The following is a 16,901-nucleotide window of genomic DNA, read 5'->3' on the forward strand; positions in this document are numbered from 1 at the left end:
GATTGGGTCCGAAAGCGCGTTGCCCGTAAGAAAGCCGGGATTTGACCGCCATTTCATTCCATTCCGCGAGTTCCTGCTGTACATTAATGTGCAATGAACAAGGGAATTTGGACTTTAGCTGCATTGGGACTGGCGGCGATCAGTGGCGCCTCGCCCTTCGCATTCGTTGCTAAGGCGACCTGGACCATCGACAACGTGGACGTGGCCACTAACGCTGAACTGCCATTTTCAACCACTCCGTTCCCGCCGTACAGTCTGGCGATCACGCCAACCAACAAGCTGATTGCGGCCGACCCGACTGGAAACCTTTGGAATGTGACCGGACCGCCGATTCCGATGGGTTCGACTGGATTTACTCAAATCGGCGACCTCGATTACGGAGTGGGTGGTCTGTTTGGTTTTAGCAACGCGAACCAAACGCTATTCTTCTTTGATTTGAGTTCAAGTTCAATCACCGCTTCGTGGGTGTTTCCGGCATTGGCTGCTCTCAGTATTGAAGGCGTAGCCTACCGCCCGACCGATGGCGCAGTGTTCCTTTCGGGGCACAATGGGCTGAACAACGACAAGCTGATTCAGGTGGATACCACCCTCAGCACTGCGAGCTTGATCGGGAATGTCACCATTTCGGACGCGTTTAGCTATGTTTCAGACATCGACTTTGATGCGAGCGGAAATCTGATCGCGATGAGCTGGTTCCACAGGGATTTCTACACCGTGAACACCACTACTGCGGCAACAACATTAATCAGCTCGGGACCGCACCGCGACGCGAACGCGATGGCGATACAGTCGGTACCAGAACCTGGCACGATTGGCGCAATTGCTCTTGGTATCGTCGGGTTGTTGAAGCGACGAAAGCGCTAGGAATAGGTACGACCTTTCCATTGAATGCGTCCGGAACGCTTCCAACTTAGTGACCGGAAGCAGGTGTAGCCAGCCATGAGGAGAGTCAGTGGCATCAATGGCGCCGTCCAAAGTGGGCTGCGACCCACTCGGTCGACCGCGAGCTTGCTGATCACCAAAAGAGAATAGGGAAGCCACGCCATCGAGCCCGCCAAAAGCCATGCGAGCGACAGCCCAAAGAAGAATAAGCCTAGTAAGGCGGTTCCTATGTCGCTACCGGTGATAAAGCATGTGTTCTTGCTCATGCCATCGACCGCTTCTTTTAGGTTGGCGTACATCTTCACACCAAGAATCGAAGAGAGATTGGCGACCTCGACTCGGATTCCCTGCTTTGCTAGCAATCGACCGATGAGGACGTCTTCGAGCACGGCGTCCTTGAGCGTTTCATGCGGCATCACTTCAAAGTAGGTGCTCGTTTTCCAGACTTGAATCTGGCCGTTGGTGAATCTGCCGTGGCCTTTTCCCGTGAGCCTCACAATGAAAAACGGGTTGCTTGAGGCAAGAATCCACGGCACCCATCCTAGATACACTGGCTCTAGACCGTAACCTGGAAGCATGTGCGGGAAACCGGTCGTTACTGGCGCACGGCCAGCGCGAACGACGGCACCCAAGCGGTTCAAGAAATCCTTGGCGGGATAGGTATCCGCATCCAAGAAGACCATGTACTCGCCTCGGAAGTCCTCGGCGACCACTTTTGCAAGTTCGTGGCATGCGCGATTCTTTCCGGTCCATCCTGAGGGCAATGGCTCCGAAGCACGGATGACAATCGCGCCTGCTTTTGCTGCTGCAGTGGCGGTTTGATCGGTGCTTTCGTCATCGAAAACGTAGACGCGCGCCCCTTGCTGTACAAGAACGGGGACCAGCCGGGCGAGGTTTTCTTCCTCGTTGCGCGCTGGAATGCAGACAGCAGCTTCGAATGGTTGCTCACAGATGCTGGGCGGCCGCCGAAGACCAATAGCATTGCAGATGGCAATCAGCAAGAAGAAGCCGTACAGGCAGGTGAGCGCGATGACCATCAACCGCTATTTTGGAACAATGAAGGTGCCCTTAGCTGTGTACCAACGGTACAGCGTGAGCTTGAGCACGCCCTTACTGATCGTCGGATCTTGCGCGGTCTCCTTGAGTACGGTTTCTTGGTCGCAGTTAAAGACAAAAACGCCTCGGAGCTTGCCTTCGCTCACGAAAGGCCCAGCGATCTTGAGAATCCCCATATCAGCCATCCGATTGATGTTCGCCATGTGCCCCGTTCCCAAGGCATCTGACTCCTCTTTGCTCATCTGAAACGTGGTGTACGTTCGGCTCAGAAGACCAAACCACAGCGGTTCGAGGTCCAGAAACTTGGGGCCCTTTGCGAAGTAATTGGCCGCGGCGTACCACCGGAGTACGACCGGTTTGAGCCTGCCCGCCTTGATCGTAGGCTCGTTCGCAAGGATCGATTTTGCTTTATCAGGCGTGCCTACGTCCATGATCACGATTCCGGCAACCTTCTTGTCTTCCAGCGGACCGACGGCCAGGGCCCTCCTTGTTTGATACAGATTTTCAAGAAAACCAAGATGCTCCTTTTGGAGTTGTCCTGCTGCATCTGGCGACATTGGCGCCAGGTTCGACGGTCGTTCTAGCAACACGAGCTGGAGTTCCTTCATCTCGATTGGAGGGGCTGCTGGTTTTTGCTGTGTCAAAAGGACAGCGGCGGAAATTGCTGTAATCATACGGTTATGCTAGCACGACGTCTTCAAAATTGGTATAATCAGGTTCCTTTGGTCGATTAGCTCAGTGGTAGAGCACTACAATGACACTGTAGGGGTCACAGGTTCAAGTCCTGTATCGACCACCATTCTTTCTTCAAAGCCTTTGGTGCAGCCAATACGACTCTCATTCACTGTCAATTGGTAAGCCAGGCTGGTTCAATTTTTATCAATGGAATCGTATGGTGCCACGTAGGGCTTGAACACATAGTCCTGTGATTTGACTTTATCGTGGCAGTTGATACAAGTTTTCGAATTAGATTTTTGGAAAGACCTATCGGCGTTCGTGATGTGGTAACTCCAAGTGCCTTGGTTCTTGACCATTACGGTCATCAGGATCGGAGTTGCTGTTCTGATCGCTTCAGCAGCAGAACCTTGCACGGAATTGACATTATTTTGTAAGGAGCTTCGATCGAACTTCTCCTTAACGATGATCGTTCCGTCTGGGAATTCCACTGGCTGTTTTGACAACATTGCCTGGGTGCCAATTGGATTGACGAATACGCGGAAAACCTTTGGAAGATGTGGGTTATCGCCAAGTTGCGCTGAATCCGGACCTTTGCATAGCATGGCGACTGCAGGCGACATATCTTGCGGCACTTTGGTCACTAGAGTCCATTCCCGATAACCTTCAATTTGGTTGAGATGCTTTGGCGCTGATACCGAACCGGAACTGGTACGCACTGCTATGCAGCCCGCCAATGCCAGAGGTGCCGTAAGCACCAGCAATCTCCACAAAAAAAGTTTCTGAGTCATTTCTGAATTGCTTCGAATGAACCGATGCTAAGACCGGGTTCACTTGCAGTGTACGATTGCACTTGCCATGCTGTTACTCGAAATTGCAGAATTGGGCTAGAAACCGTCCTGGTTTGTGGTCGTCATAATGAAACGATGCTCACCACACTTCTTCTTGGAGCCGTTGATAACACCGAAGTCCGAACCCTCAAAGTCAACGGAATTCTCGATACCCAAGGCACCACAACCATTACTCGCACGATTAAGCCTTATGGCGAAATGAGCTATGTGATCCATGACAATTGGGGGAAGAACGACACCTGGACAGAAACGCTGGTACAAAGCGATGCTTCGGTGTTGTTGCAGCACTCGTTCAAGTGGGTCAAGCCCAAGGGTAACAACTCTCTGTGGAGCACAAAGATTGTCGATGGAGTGGCACAGTGGCGCGCGGAAGAATACGAGGGCGAGGCCATTGAGGGTGGGTGGCGCGCGACAAAACTGTCGGCTGGCGCCGTCGGAGATGCTTCCCTGTGGTGGTGGAGCTTGGTTGCTCCGAAAACAGGCGATAAGGTCGAGCGCAATCGGTTCGTCCCAATGTTTGGCTATGAATCGGAGGTCGTCACCTATCTGGGAGATAGCGAACTGACCTTTGGTGCCACTTCGGTCAACACGCACAAAGTCCAGCGGAGCTCACCCACTCTGACCTTGATCGTATGGTTGGATGATGTGGGCATGCCGCTCCGGAGAGAATTCTATCGATCGGGGAGCTCTTCCATTCATCGCGCAGATGTCTGGGTTCAAAAGTAACATTTTTTGAAATGTTTCTCGACGCACCTCCCCGAGGCCACGCCCTCGCGGAGGTCGCTTCGCTCCTCCGCTCCGCCTCGGTGCGTCGAGTCTGGGGTGGTTGGGGGGCGGTCGGTGCTACTGGTGGCAGTTCGTATAGACGGCATTGCGGATTGTAGGTGCGTCAAGTTCTGGGATTTTCAAGCAGCGGGTGTTGGATCTCAGATCTTCATCAAACTTTTGATTCCAATGGAATCCGGTCGCGTCCCGATTTTCGATTAGTTTGAACCTGAAATTTCATTTTTTCATCAAAATCCATCTTGCAGCTTGACAAAAGAATACTAAATAGTTATATAATCAAATGGTAATCTATGGCATCCGACAAACTGAGCCTCATCTTCTCGGCGTTGGCCGATCCGACTCGGCGAGCGATCTTGGCTGCGTTGGCCCTCGGTCCGCTTCCTGTGGGCGAGATCGCCAAGCCGTTTGACATCACGGAACCGGCGGTGATCAAGCATCTCAAGGTGCTGGAGCGGGCTGGGCTTGTGGAGACTGACCGGAAAGGTCAGACTAGGCCACGCCAGCTCAACGCTGCGCCTCTGGCCGAAGCGAATAGCTGGGTCGAACAGTATCGGCAGTATTGGGAAGCGAGCTTCGACCGCTTGGATGCCTATCTCGATTCAATTCAATCTGGAGAACAATCATGAAATACGAACCGTTTGTGCTCGAACGCACATTTAAAGCACCTCTGTCCCTCGTTTGGGCCGCATTGACTCAGGCTGATCATCTGGCCAAGTGGTTTGCACCGCAAGGAATCACGCCTGGTCGAAACACGATGGACTTTCGCGAAGGTGGATTCTATCATTACGAACTGTTGACGCCGGATGGGGGAGCATTTTGGGGCCGATGGATATTCAGAGAGATCGAAGATCAAAAGCGGATTGTGAATCACGTTTCGTTCTCGGACGAAGGTTGCGGGATTGTTGTGCATCCGATGGCTCCAGATTGGCCGCTCGAAACTCTCTCCAAGACCTCATTTACGGAAGTAGATGGAGGCACTCGGGTTCGAATTGAATGGTCGGCTATCGGCTCAAATCCGGTCGCGCTCAAAACGTTTGATGATGGCCGAGAGAGTATGACTCAAGGCTGGGGTGGCACTATGGACAAGTTCGATGCTTACCTTCAGAGCATCCAAGCGTCGTGATCTAGAATCCCATGTGCCAGTCGTGATCGCCAAAAATCGTCTGGATATATTCGATTTGGCTGACGTGACCTGTAGTGTGAAGGTGCGGGGCGTCTAGGAACGCCCTCGCCGGCACATCTCCGAGCCCGAAAGGCAGAGCCACGATCTTGTCGAGCTCAGACTCAGTAACGCAGGCATAGTAATCGAGAATTGCTTGCCGTGCACTCAAGAGGTCACTGACCGCTTGCTCACGTGATAGTGTCGTACGGTTGTTCACCCGAAAAACGGCGTCCGCCTCTTTGCTCGTTGGGATGTGGAATGGCGTCCCTTTCATCTGCGAGAGAATATTGACCATCGCCTCGCTACAATGCGCGACGATCTCCAAAATCGACCGCGAAGTCTCGCTAGGGCGAAATGTGAGCCGGTCATCTGGCGTCCTCTCAAGTAAGTTTAATAGCCGATCGGTGACCTGGATCAGTTGAGCGGAGGCGGATTCGGGGCTGGACATTTGCCGAGTTTAGCTGAATCGAAATTAGTTGTCGTTGGTTTCGTGTCCCATCAGATGTCGCGCCGAGTACATCTGACCGGTGTGATAAGCCACGTGGAATGCCATGTACTCCAGCATTCCGCCCCATGTCCAATCTTCTCGAATCGGCATGACGGCGGAGAGTTCTGGACGTGATTCAAGGATGTGCGCCTTGCACGCTTCGTGGACGCGTTTGACTTCAGCATAGAGTTCGGTGGCGGTCAATTCAAGCTGTATCGGCTTTTCGACTGAGTAGAAGTAATACGCAAAGGCGTCGGAGTTCAGTGGGCTCTCGAAGCTGGGGAGCATCCATCGAATTTCGCCATACGCGACGTGTGCGGCTAGCTCGCCGACGCTGAGGAGCCGGGGGTGCGGGCGAGTCCATAGGTCTTGATCCTGCAATCCGTCGAACGCCTCACTCATCTCCCAGATCGCCGTGTCGATAGGCTTGATGGCCTCTTCATGAGTCATGGGAGAAATCTACCAGACTCAAGTTGCCGAGAAAATCCAGAAAAACTATTTAACAACTTGATTATATAACAGTTGTGTTATATAATCATATGCATGCAGACGATTGACCTCGATGCACCCTTTGCGGCACTGGCAGATCCCACGCGTCGCGCAATTTTGGCGCGATTGTGTTCGGGCGAAGCGAGTGTCATGGAGCTGGCGGCGCCGTTCAAACTCAGCCAGCCTGCGATTTCTCGGCATCTCAAAGTGCTGGAATCAGCTGGACTGATTGCGCGTCGGGTGGATAAGACCCGGCGACCGTGCCGCGTTGTTCCCGATGCGGTGGATGAGTTGACCACCTGGTTGACTCAGCTGCGGATATCGCTCGAGGCTAACTATGCACGATTGGACCAACTATTGGCCCAAGAGGATGAAATCAATTAGAAATGGAACCATTAAAGATACGTTTAGAAGGGGACACCCAAGTTGTTGTCACTCGTCGATTCGCGGCGAAGCCTGAGGCCGTTTTCAGGGCACATACCGAAGCGGAATTGATCAAGCAGTGGATGCTGGGCCCAGACGGTTGGACGATGCCCGAATGCATCAGCGAACCGTTCCCGGGAGGCAAAACAAAGTTTGTGTGGGCCAATGATTCCGGGGAAAGTTTCTCGCTAACCGCAGAAACGATCTCAATCGATCCACCCCACAGGATTGAGCACGTTGAACGGATGCACTTGCCAGATCCGACGCCAGACAACCACGTTGTGACGACTTTTGAAGCCGATGGCGATGGCACTTTGATGACAATGGTGATGACCTTGCCGAATTCCGAAGTCCGCGAGATGATGCTCTCGACCGGCATGGATCAAGGGATGGAAATCAGCTATCAGCGAATGGAACGCGTCGTTCTTTGAATTCTGACGGTGCCCACTGCATGTGAATGTGGTGGGCACGACGTTCCTGTCCAGAATCTGGCATCATTTAAGTTATCCATGCCAGAAATCAACAGTGCTTGGTTTGCTGGACCAAAAGCCGAAAACGCCGATTGGTTCACCGATCTGTTACAAAAAGTAGCTTGGGATTACTATTTTTGGCGTCGTAACTATTTCCCAGGCGATGGCGCCGTCATCGGCTCAAGCGATCGTCGTCCGCAAGAAGATTTCCGCGACAATTTTGAAGACCGGCTGTTCGAACTTCTCGGCAAACTGAAGGGCGACTGTCCGTTTCATAGCCCGAGATATGCCGGGCACATGATCGCAGAACAAACTCTCCCCAGCATCGCGGGTTACTTTGCCGCAATGCTCTATAACCCGAACAATGTCACGAGTGAATCGGCTCCGGTGACCGTTCAAATGGAGCTTGAAGCGGCACAAATCATCGCTTCAATGCTAGGGCACGGGCCAGATGGGTGGGCGCATCTGTGTGGCGGTGGGACTGCGGCCAACATTGAGGCGCTTTGGGTGGCCCGGACAATGTTGTACTTGCCATATCTTGTCGCGGATTTGAAGAAGCATCTCGGCCAATCGGACCAACCAAATCTTCATCAAAACCCCCAGGATTGCCTTCTTGAACTGGAGAACATCTTTCTAAACAGTGGTACTCCCGAAGCCACGATTCGTCAGTGGATTGCGAAATCTCCTGCGAATATCGCTCAGTTCGGGTTCTCGGCGGTAGAAAGGTATTTCAATCTTCGCCCCGTTTTGATCGTGCCTGAATCGCACCATTACTGCTTCGATAAAGCCATGGACTTGCTCGGCCTAGGTCGGGAATCGCTAATTCGGGTTCGGGTTAATGCTGACTTTCGGATGGATGTGTCCCACTTGGCAGAGATTTTGGAGCAATGTGAAGCGGTAAATCGCTCTGTTCTTGCGGTCGTGGCAGTGATGGGCACCACAGAAGAAGGCGCGATCGACCCGCTGGAGAAGATTGTTGAACTTCGGAAGAGTCGTGAAATTAGCGGAAAGAGATCGTTCTGGTTGCACGCAGATGCGGCTTACGGTGGCTATCTGCGGAGCATGATCCTTCCGGAGCGTATCGGGCTCGGGCATTCTGACGTGACAACACAAATCAATGGTCTTCCAGAGAATATTCAGCTTCAATTGCCCGAAGGGACTGCCTGTGATTCACTCGCTGCGATGGGAGATTGCGATTCGATCACGATCGATCCGCACAAGCTCGGCTACGTGCCTTATCCCGGCGGCGCGATCAGTTACAAGTCGGCACGTGTAAAGCCGATAGTAAAGCAAACCGCCCCATATCTTGAAGATAATCGTGCCTCGTATAGCGCGGACATCACAAGTGGTCAGATCGGGATGTTTTCGCTCGAAGGGAGTCGCCCGGGGGCAATGGCGGCAGGAGTCTGGCTGAGCCACAAGTCGATCCCACTGAACACGAGTGGTCATGGCATTTTGATGCGCGAAACCATCCGAAATGCGTGTCTGTTGCATGCGTTGCTTTGCGCAAAAAAGTCTAAATCGGTGGAAGCTGTGCCCCTTTGCACGCCTGGTTCTAACATCGTCTGCTATGCGTTCCGAGCGAACGGATCGATGGATCTGAAGTCTATCAATCGCTTGAATCACGCGATCTATGAACGAATGAGTATTAACTCTGCGGATCAAGAGAGCATTCATTCAAAGTCATTTTTCGTGAGCCGAACGACGCTAGCGCCAAATCAATATAGTGTGGAGGCCACTCGCGAATTCCTATCAAAATTGGGCGTAACCGAGGCAGAATTTGCTGAATCCGGGGTCTTTTTGCTAAGAAGTGTGCTGATGAACCCCTGGTATGAACTAGCCGCACAGAAGGGGAATGCTGTTTTGGAACAACTGGTGGACTATCTGTTCGAAAAGGCCGAAACTCTACTGGAACCAATGCGGGCGAAATGAATGTCATGATGGAATAGAGCATGTGGTCGCGTAGAACTTGGATAGCGATCTTTTGCACCGTAGCACTGATCTTGCAGGCCACGGTGGGATTTGCTCTGTCAATCCAGTGCCTCGTCGATTGCTCGCGCCCCGCACCCGTTCCGACTACTGGCTGCTGCCAGAAAAAGCAAAAATTGCCTTCTCCGGAGGGCAAGCACCATAGTGATTGCAAAGGGTGCTGTGGAGAAGTCTCTGGTGCCAAGTCACCCGTTTCGGTAGGGCTTCCGCAGTTTGTTGGCTTTAGCCTACTGAAACTCGCTCCGGTCTCGACGCCGGTGATCGCTCTCAATTTTGATCAAATAGATGCACAAAAGCACCTATTTGCCGGCGATTCTAGTCCGCCGACGAGTAGCCCACCGGACCGGATTTCTGGCCGTGCCCCTCCTGTGAACTAATCGATAACACCCTCTTTTCGTTTAGGACTTTTCACATTCACAGGAGAATAAATTGAACCAAATCAAAGCTTTGTCACTGGCGTCGGCCATTTGTGCCGCGTCGTTTTCATCAGCTGTCATGCCTTTGCCAGCATTTCTGGGCGCACCCGCTCAAACTCAAGTCACTGAAGTCAAGCATCAAAAGTATCGCATCGAGTTGCTTGTCCCTGAAGAAGGAGTATTCGCTGGCGAAGAAATTGACATCGAATTTAGAATCACTGACACCACTCAGAAGGATGAGCTGCAAGAAGATCTCGGGATTGCAAACGTCGAGTCATCCGCGGTGGTCACCATGCCAAGCATGGCGGGGATGCCAGCCCAGATTCCAGAGATTCACCGAGAAGGGATTCCAGGCTATTACGGCATGCCGCTGTTCTTTCCGCATGGCGGCGACTATCAGATCAGTCTCAAGCTGAAATTGCCTACAGGCGAGATGATCAACGCAATCTTTCTGATTCTCGTTCAAGATGAAAGGCCCGCCGGAAGCCAGCCCACTCCTAAGCCGTTTTGGCTGAAGGTACTCGGTTTTCCGGCTAATGCGGCAGCTGGACAGCCGGTCGACTTGAAACTCCGGGTGATCGACCATAAGACAGGATTTGTCCAAAAGGACTTTCAGACCGTACATGAGCAGAAATTCCATCTCTTGATTGCGAGCGAGGACCTCGGATGGTTTGCCCATGAGCACCCAACGATGGCACCGGACGGGACATGGACCTACCGAGCGACCTTTCCCGCGAATGGGAAGTACTTCATTTACGGCGACGTCGCTCCGACCGGTAAGGGGTCGCAAATCTTGGTTTCCCATGTGAATATCGCCAAGGGACCGAAGCCGAACTGGAATACAAAGTGGAAGGCGAACTTGGGGCCAGTCTTGGTCCAGGGCGTAAACGCGAAAATGAGACCGATTGATCTGCCCGTCCCAATCGGCAAGGGAACCGTAGTCGAGATTGCACTAACTGACACCAAGGGGAAAGCGGTTCTGGATACAGTTCCGTGGCTCGGAGCTGCGGGGCACCTGATGATCTTGCATCGCGACGGCCGTACTGTTGTTCACAGCCATCCCAAGGAAGATGAAGAAGCCACGCGCTTGGCACGATTGGGCAAATTTAGATTCACCGCCAGATTTCCGAAAGCTGGGCTCTACCGAGCATACGCCCAATTCAGCCATCATGGAAAAATCAAAACCTTCGGGTTCGGGATAGACGTTAGGTAAGGAGGACGACCATGAAATTAGTAAAAATTGGGGCAGTTATTGCATTAGTGGCGGCGATTTTGTTCAGCTCGCAACCAGGGCAAGCCCACGAGGCCGATTGCCCTTACTGCAAAATCAAACTAGTTCAGAATACGAAAGATTCGGACAACGAAGTGGTCGTCAGGTTTGGGAACAAGAGAATCGAGTACCGGTGCATTTATTGCGTGATCGCGGATCAAGATCGAGTGAAGTCTGATCTGATCGTTTACGCTCCGAGTGAAATCGTCGGGAAGCCTGTTCTGCTCCGCCGAATCGCTGGCGAATGGACGGGCCCTGAAGGAGCGGTTTACTTGAATCTCCTCAAGGGGCACGAACAGTGCGCAGTTACAGCGCGCGCGTTCACCACGAAAGAAGCGTTTGAAAAATACGTCTCGCTCCATAAGCTGGACGGTGCGAAGCCATTGACTCTCAAAGAGTTCGTCGAGGCTGTGAGCAAGAAGGGTTAACCCATGAGAAAACTCATTGCAAACAAGCTTCTGGTGATGGCAGGAGTGGCTTGCCTTGCCGCAGTTGGTCTTGCAGAAACAGGTGAGCAGGGCGCGCCTCCCGCGTGGATGTCGAGTCCTTACTCGGATCACCTTTTCTACAACCGCGGACCTTACAACTTTGCGATTCGAAAATTGCCCAAGTTTGCTGCCGACATGTATGGCACTGGGGTCGGTCATGCCATGGCCTATGAAGCCCTAGTCACCGGGCGAGAGCAGCAGCTGGAAAGCCGAGTTTTCGAACAAATCACGAAGGCTCTGAAGGCACCACCCACGTTGCCGGTGGACGAATCGACAATCCAGCCAACGTTTGCCAAGCGCTATGGTGCGCTCGAAAAGGTCTTCGATTGGGCGCATTTGCTCCACTTCCAAACTCTGGATGTACTCACATACCGGGGTTGGAACGATGCGCAGAAAGAAGCGGAGCTAGACCGGCTGTGGAAGTTCTACAGCGCGCAACCGTTTGCGATTACAGGGCTTCCGATGAACATGGAAGTTCAGGATGGCCAATCCTATTCTGGTGCCTTCCGAAAGAAGTATCCGAAGGTCAATGGTCTCTTTTGGGGATATCACTGGCTACAGTCGTCGGGTTACGACATGCTGTATCGAACGCCAATGAATTCGCACGCGCCTCAGTATGAAGTGGTTGGCGACGCTTATCGACAGACGGAGTTGTTCAAGACCGACCGTGAATTCATGCCGATGATGGGCGAGCTGAGCCCAAGATTCTCCGCGCGGTTCCCCGAGATAGCAAACTCGTTCGACAACTTGCACATGTTGCATGACAACGTCAACGACATTTTGGCTACGCCAGGGCTGAATCTTGCCGAGCAAAAGCGGCTGATCGATGAGGCAATTTGGCGCGTTTTGCAATCCACGCATGCTGGGGAAATTTCAGGAGACGGATTGCCCAATTCGCTCCATGATCACCGGGCGGTTCCAGGAATGCCGGGCATGGGATGGATGAAGGGCACGACCGACGACGCCATGTATATGGCTGGCATGGGCTGGATGAACATGGAGCAGTGTGGGCATTGCTCGATGAATCTGCCGTCTGGTCCAGTTTGGGGAGCGACAGTCTCGGCAAACGGATGGACGATGCGTGTTCGATGCTTGCTGTGCGCTCGTGATATGGCGTCAGAGACGTTGGGACGGGCGATTATTCGTGCTGCCACCGAAGATCCAGACCAGACTTTGGTGCTGATCTCAGACGAAGAAGGGAACTGGACAACAAGCAATCCGAACGTTGTGTTTCTGGAGGAAATGGGCGAGCATCCTTCTTGTCAGAAATGGTCGCGGGCGTTCACCAGCGTCACTGCGTTCAGAGCGTTCGTGGCGGACAATCCAGAGTATTCGAACGCCAAGCCGCTTTCGCTCGCCGAATGGCAGCTATTGAGCGAAGGCAAGACTCCAGATACTTATGAGCGGATCGACAAACCGAGCCCCTATGGCACACGCGGGGGGACAAATTGACGCGAATCGCCCTCGTTTTGAGCTTGTGCATGATCGTTACAACCACGTTTGCCAGCGATCATAACAACCTCGATAGCGGCCGGCCTCTGAGTTTTGATGACGCAAAGACGTTGGCTTATGGAGAGCGCGCGATCGAATTTGGCACCGTTTGGAATCTTCGTGAAGATCGTAGACCACACCTTTCGCTGATGACGGAGTTCAAGTACGGCATTGCGATGAACGCCGAGATCGGTGTTGGGCTCGCGACACATGAGGACTACGCGCACATCTCGTACTTGCGGCAACTTCGCCGTGAAACCGATGCTGGCCCTGCACAAGCGTTCAAAATCGAACTCGCATTTCCGAGTACGGCAGAAGGTTCGGGAGTGCAAATGCACCTTCGCTGGATCGCGAGTCGCATGGTTGGTGCTTACGACACCATTCACCTCAATTTGGACATGGAAGCCGATTCGATTCACCGCTCTGGCGAATCGAAATTGCGGTTTGGAGCGACGCTTGGATACCAACGTCCGCTGGGTGCGCCAACTCAATTCCACCGAACTCTCGTGGGAGAAATTGGTTTAGAACCACTGCCGCGGTCTGGTTGGACGCCCAATTATGGAGTCGGAATGCGCGAGTTAATCTCTCCTCGGGAAGTAGTCGACTTTGGGATTCAGGCCAGGAATAGGCGAGGATTCGGAGCGACGATCACAGCTGGGTACTCGCTATCCTTCTGAAAAAGCGGTTGCTTGGGGTTAGTCCCCAAGCAACCGGCGAGGCAGTATCAGTTTGACGGCGTAGATCATTGAACCCAGGCAACCAAAGACAACCACGATCGCGGGGCCGGTGGGCCAGTCGCGGGTGTAGCTCATCCACAATCCGCCAAGATTCCCGAGGATGACCACGGGGAGGCAGATCAGAAGCGATGGCTCGAATTTGGACACCAAAAGGAAAGCACAAACCGGAGGCATCACGAGCCAAGTGAACACTACGAGAACTCCGGCCACCTTTACGGATGAAGCGACCACAAATGCAAGTAAGGCATAGAACAGAAAGTCTAACGCGACTCGCTTGATGCCAGTAGGGGCAGCGGATTCACCCGTGGAGATCGCGGCATTCGCCCGCCACGTCAACATGGCGATCACCACAAGAATTGAATACACCAAAGCAGTGTGATTCACCGACCCCGAATCGACGAGGAGCAGACTTCCGGAGAGGATGTCCTTAAGCTCTTCAACTCCGTGTTCGGTGTTTTCTAGCACGATGATTCCAAGCGCGGAGGCCACAACGAACACGATTCCGATGATTGCTTCGTGAGGCACCTTGCCAAGTCGGAATCGAGTCAGCGAGATCAGGAGCGCGGTTCCGAGAGCAAAGCCGAGCGAATAAAAGTACGTCGCTGAGTCGGTGATTTCATGCTTCTGTGCGAGGGCAATGGCCATCCCTAGAGCGGCCATTTGCGCAACGGCGAGATCGATAAAAATCACGCCACGTCGGACGATGTGGAGTCCAAAGAGGCAATGGACCGGGGACATCAATAGAGATGCCAAGGTCGCATTTTTCATGATGTCCCAGAATCCGTTCATGGCAGGTTTACAATGCCTCTCCGAGATTTGAAATGATCACGTCAAACAACGTGATGTAGTCGTTCGCTCTGGAAGCCTGCCCCACGCTTTGAGGAATTAGGACAACCTTTGCACCGATTTGACCCGCCACAGTTTTTGCCGCTTTGTTCGAAAAGAAAGGTTCTTGAAGAATCGCCTTTACTCCTCGTTCTCTGCCTGTACGAATCAGCGTCGCGAGGTGTCCAGGAGTCGGCTCGAGGCCCGGTTTGGGCTCAAGTTGTCCGATCACGTTGAGTCCGAATCGACGGGCGAGGTACGGCAATGACCTATGGTAAGAAAACACTGGTATCCCAGCGAATCCTTTTGCTTTGCTCACCCAGCCTCCCACCGCAGCTTTCGCTCCGGCACGCTTTACGGTCGACTCAAAGTTCCCCGCATTGTGCCACTGCCAGAGTTTCGAGCCTCCGAATTCGTTCACCAAGCCCGCTCCGAACATCGCCGTGTCGAGCCTTGACAGGAACGCGGAGAGGTTCGATTCGTACACTTTCGCGTTGGCAGCATCGATGCTTTGGAATCTTCGCGCGATTCCAATCGCCACTTGGCGGCCGTTGTATGGATCCAGCATGATGTGCGGGTTGCCATCTGGATGGATGTCGCCGTCTGCACGAGTTACTCCTCGAGTGGGCTTTTCCAATACATAGGCAAACTCACTCGCATAGATGTGTCCGGATGCGCCAATGATGACCTTCCGGTTTCGGGCGCCATCCAGAATGGCGCCCTCGTAACCCACCTCCAAGTCCAGACCGTTCGCGATGAACACATCTGCACCCGCCACGCGGCTGATGTAGCTTGGCTTCGCTTCGATATGGTGAGCATCTCGGCTTCCGGTGATGAGCGAGCTCACCGAGGCGTTTTTGCCACCGATTGCCGAAGCGATCGAAGCCAAATCAGCTGTTGTGGTCACTACTTTCAAGCTCGCTTGAGCTTGGATCGCGCACAAAGCACATGTCAAAAGAGCAATCTTCTTCATGGCCTCAATACTTGTGCGCAGGATGTGCTCCGATCATCCATTGGAACTGAATGTCCAGCGAATTACCTCGATCACCAGCGTTGCCACGTCGCTGTTCGTAAGCGACACGCCAGTGGTGAAACTCGGTTGGTTTCAACGTCAGGCCGATCGAGTAGGAACTATGCCAATCCGATGTGCCTGGAATCTCGCTGTAGTCGTATTTGAAATTCCCGAACAAGCGTGGGCCGAGTTGCTGAGTGTAGGAAGCGAAGAATCCAAACGCAGTTTCTGATCCGGCAAGCCCGTTCGAACCCCAGAAAGCTTCAGTTTCTAAAACCGAAGATCGACCAGAGCCCGGTTGGTTCTTCATCGTGAAGTCGATCCCGTAGAGGTTACTTCGGCGATCACCTTCCGACGGACCGTTCAAATACGTCAAACCGAGTTGAGCAGAGAGGTCTTCGCTGAAGTCAAAGAATGTTCGATAGTGACCCACATAGGCTAGTCGGGAGGTGTCCGAATCGCCAAACAAGTTTCCTGGCTCGGGCTGTAGGGCCTCAAAGGTGATTTCGTTGAATCGATCACCAGGCAGCAGATAGCTAAATGAAACGCCTGGAGCCTTCAATCCTTCTTCACCCAAAAAGTCTTGGATGACTAAGGGCGTTTCGAGAAAGTTCTGCTGGTCCGCGTGATTGCGCTGGACACGGCCAACTGCTGCGGCGATCTTCCCGAATTTCGCGCTCCAACCTTTACCGAGCCGGTTATATCTCGCAAAGGCTTCTTCGACTTCTGCAACCGCTTCGCCATCCTCATTAGCAAAAGCGATGTATGCCTCTGCCTTCAAGAATGGATCGACATCCGCCGCGAACCCTAACTCGAGTTCCTTGAGTTCAGAGAGCTTCTCACCATCTGGTCGGGTATTGACCAAACGAGATCGGAAATCTGAAACCAAACTAATCTGCGGATTGAACGAATTGAGTTGACGAGTAGGTTGTTCGACCGCTGGCTGAGTGGTCGTTGTATCGACGGGCTGTTCGCCCTGATTTTGAGCCTGTGTGGCGACGGAAACGACCGCAGCAACGAGGCCCGATGTAAGTGTAATGGACATTGTTTCTCCTGATAAATCTGTCATTGCTCCAACATCTCGAAATGGAGTGTCAGAGTCGTGTGAATGAAGAATGATTTAGGAGAGAGTAGGGGGTGACCGGGAGCCAAGTTCTCCGGTCTGGTCCAGCAAAGGCCGCTGGAACTCGGTAACGAATTTCTGTCGGAAGTTCGGAGATTCCTTCGGCATCCTGACGCGATGTTCTACATGCACGACCGCCTTTCGTACGATCGAAGGCGGCGAGGATGAAGTTACCGAAATGAAATTCGGGGCGACAGGGGTTCGCTTGGATTCGACACCGGACCGGACTGTACAAACAGAACACGGTGTTCCAGCGTGATCATGGTGAT

General features: G+C 53.0%; 19 protein-coding genes and 1 tRNA gene. 12 read left to right on the plus strand and 8 right to left on the minus strand.

Annotated elements, in window-relative coordinates; genetic code table 11:
- Nucleotides 1–93 precede the first annotated feature (93 nt).
- Nucleotides 94–864, plus strand: a complete 771-nt coding sequence (locus J0L72_08040; GenBank protein ID MBN8690727.1) for a PEP-CTERM sorting domain-containing protein — start codon at nucleotides 94–96, stop codon at nucleotides 862–864.
- On the opposite strand, the gene J0L72_08045 is transcribed toward J0L72_08040, so the two are convergent.
- Nucleotides 861–1,919 carry a glycosyltransferase gene (locus J0L72_08045; GenBank protein ID MBN8690728.1) on the minus strand — a complete coding sequence of 353 codons (1,059 nt, stop codon included), beginning with the start codon at nucleotides 1,917–1,919 and terminating at the stop codon, nucleotides 861–863. The two genes, J0L72_08040 and J0L72_08045, sit on opposite strands and share 4 nt — an antisense overlap.
- A 6-nt stretch (nucleotides 1,920–1,925) precedes the next feature.
- On the minus strand, nucleotides 1,926–2,612 hold the full coding sequence (locus tag J0L72_08050) for a hypothetical protein (GenBank protein ID MBN8690729.1): 687 nt from the start codon (nucleotides 2,610–2,612) through the stop codon (nucleotides 1,926–1,928).
- A gap of 50 nt (nucleotides 2,613–2,662) precedes the next feature.
- Between J0L72_08050 and J0L72_08055 the strand changes: the two genes are divergently transcribed.
- A tRNA-Val gene (locus J0L72_08055) sits at nucleotides 2,663–2,737 on the plus strand.
- Nucleotides 2,738–2,807: 70 nt separating this feature from the next.
- On the opposite strand, the gene J0L72_08060 is transcribed toward J0L72_08055, so the two are convergent.
- Nucleotides 2,808–3,404 (minus strand): cytochrome P460 family protein, encoded by a 597-nt coding sequence (locus J0L72_08060; protein ID MBN8690730.1) that lies wholly within the window; start codon nucleotides 3,402–3,404, stop codon nucleotides 2,808–2,810.
- A 135-nt stretch (nucleotides 3,405–3,539) separates the two neighbouring features.
- Here J0L72_08060 and J0L72_08065 point away from each other — a divergent pair, with 135 nt between their 5' ends.
- From J0L72_08065 to J0L72_08075, 3 genes are all read left to right on the plus strand, one after another.
- On the plus strand, nucleotides 3,540–4,190 hold the full coding sequence (locus J0L72_08065; GenBank protein MBN8690731.1) for a hypothetical protein: 651 nt from the start codon (nucleotides 3,540–3,542) through the stop codon (nucleotides 4,188–4,190).
- A 350-nt stretch (nucleotides 4,191–4,540) separates the two neighbouring features.
- Nucleotides 4,541–4,876: a winged helix-turn-helix transcriptional regulator gene (locus tag J0L72_08070; GenBank protein MBN8690732.1), complete on the plus strand. Its 336-nt coding sequence runs from the start codon at nucleotides 4,541–4,543 to the stop codon at nucleotides 4,874–4,876.
- Nucleotides 4,873–5,373, plus strand: coding sequence for an SRPBCC domain-containing protein (locus J0L72_08075; protein MBN8690733.1), 501 nt, complete (start codon nucleotides 4,873–4,875; stop codon nucleotides 5,371–5,373). The genes J0L72_08070 and J0L72_08075 overlap by 4 nt, the downstream gene beginning before the upstream one ends.
- Before the next feature lies 1 nt (nucleotide 5,374).
- On the opposite strand, the gene J0L72_08080 is transcribed toward J0L72_08075, so the two are convergent.
- The gene (locus tag J0L72_08080) at nucleotides 5,375–5,860 is read right to left on the minus strand and encodes a DinB family protein (GenBank protein ID MBN8690734.1); all 486 of its coding nucleotides are present in this window, start codon (nucleotides 5,858–5,860) and stop codon (nucleotides 5,375–5,377) included.
- A 24-nt stretch (nucleotides 5,861–5,884) separates the two neighbouring features.
- Nucleotides 5,885–6,349, minus strand: coding sequence for a DinB family protein (locus tag J0L72_08085; GenBank protein ID MBN8690735.1), 465 nt, complete (start codon nucleotides 6,347–6,349; stop codon nucleotides 5,885–5,887).
- A 93-nt stretch (nucleotides 6,350–6,442) separates the two neighbouring features.
- Here J0L72_08085 and J0L72_08090 point away from each other — a divergent pair, with 93 nt between their 5' ends.
- The 7 genes from J0L72_08090 to J0L72_08120 all read left to right on the plus strand — a co-directional run bounded on the left by J0L72_08090 (nucleotide 6,443) and on the right by J0L72_08120 (nucleotide 13,612).
- Nucleotides 6,443–6,772, plus strand: coding sequence for a winged helix-turn-helix transcriptional regulator (locus tag J0L72_08090; protein MBN8690736.1), 330 nt, complete (start codon nucleotides 6,443–6,445; stop codon nucleotides 6,770–6,772).
- Nucleotides 6,773–6,774: 2 nt separating this feature from the next.
- Nucleotides 6,775–7,242 (plus strand): SRPBCC domain-containing protein, encoded by a 468-nt coding sequence (locus J0L72_08095; GenBank protein ID MBN8690737.1) that lies wholly within the window; start codon nucleotides 6,775–6,777, stop codon nucleotides 7,240–7,242.
- 9 nt (nucleotides 7,243–7,251) lie between these two features.
- Complete coding sequence (locus J0L72_08100) at nucleotides 7,252–9,213, plus strand: hypothetical protein (GenBank protein ID MBN8690738.1); 1,962 nt, start codon at nucleotides 7,252–7,254, stop codon at nucleotides 9,211–9,213.
- Between the two features lie 486 nt (nucleotides 9,214–9,699).
- On the plus strand, nucleotides 9,700–10,899 hold the full coding sequence (locus J0L72_08105; GenBank protein ID MBN8690739.1) for a FixH family protein: 1,200 nt from the start codon (nucleotides 9,700–9,702) through the stop codon (nucleotides 10,897–10,899).
- A gap of 11 nt (nucleotides 10,900–10,910) precedes the next feature.
- Complete coding sequence (locus tag J0L72_08110) at nucleotides 10,911–11,384, plus strand: hypothetical protein (GenBank protein ID MBN8690740.1); 474 nt, start codon at nucleotides 10,911–10,913, stop codon at nucleotides 11,382–11,384.
- 3 nt (nucleotides 11,385–11,387) lie between these two features.
- Nucleotides 11,388–12,896, plus strand: coding sequence for a hypothetical protein (locus J0L72_08115; GenBank protein MBN8690741.1), 1,509 nt, complete (start codon nucleotides 11,388–11,390; stop codon nucleotides 12,894–12,896).
- The gene (locus J0L72_08120; GenBank protein ID MBN8690742.1) at nucleotides 12,893–13,612 is read left to right on the plus strand and encodes a hypothetical protein; all 720 of its coding nucleotides are present in this window, start codon (nucleotides 12,893–12,895) and stop codon (nucleotides 13,610–13,612) included. The genes J0L72_08115 and J0L72_08120 overlap by 4 nt, the downstream gene beginning before the upstream one ends.
- Before the next feature lie 18 nt (nucleotides 13,613–13,630).
- On the opposite strand, the gene J0L72_08125 is transcribed toward J0L72_08120, so the two are convergent.
- Genes J0L72_08125 through J0L72_08135 form a run of 3 tightly spaced genes read right to left on the minus strand, consistent with a single transcriptional unit; the run spans nucleotide 13,631 to nucleotide 16,554 of the window.
- A complete protein-coding gene (locus J0L72_08125) occupies nucleotides 13,631–14,461 on the minus strand; it encodes a metal ABC transporter permease (protein ID MBN8690743.1) in 831 nt (276 codons plus the stop codon).
- A gap of 7 nt (nucleotides 14,462–14,468) precedes the next feature.
- Nucleotides 14,469–15,470 carry a zinc ABC transporter substrate-binding protein gene (locus J0L72_08130; GenBank protein ID MBN8690744.1) on the minus strand — a complete coding sequence of 334 codons (1,002 nt, stop codon included), beginning with the start codon at nucleotides 15,468–15,470 and terminating at the stop codon, nucleotides 14,469–14,471.
- Between the two features lie 4 nt (nucleotides 15,471–15,474).
- Nucleotides 15,475–16,554, minus strand: coding sequence for a hypothetical protein (locus tag J0L72_08135; protein ID MBN8690745.1), 1,080 nt, complete (start codon nucleotides 16,552–16,554; stop codon nucleotides 15,475–15,477).
- Nucleotides 16,555–16,901 lie beyond the last annotated feature (347 nt).

Source organism: Armatimonadota bacterium, assembly GCA_017303935.1.
In the GTDB taxonomy this organism is placed as follows: Bacteria; Armatimonadota; Fimbriimonadia; order Fimbriimonadales; family Fimbriimonadaceae; genus JAFLBD01.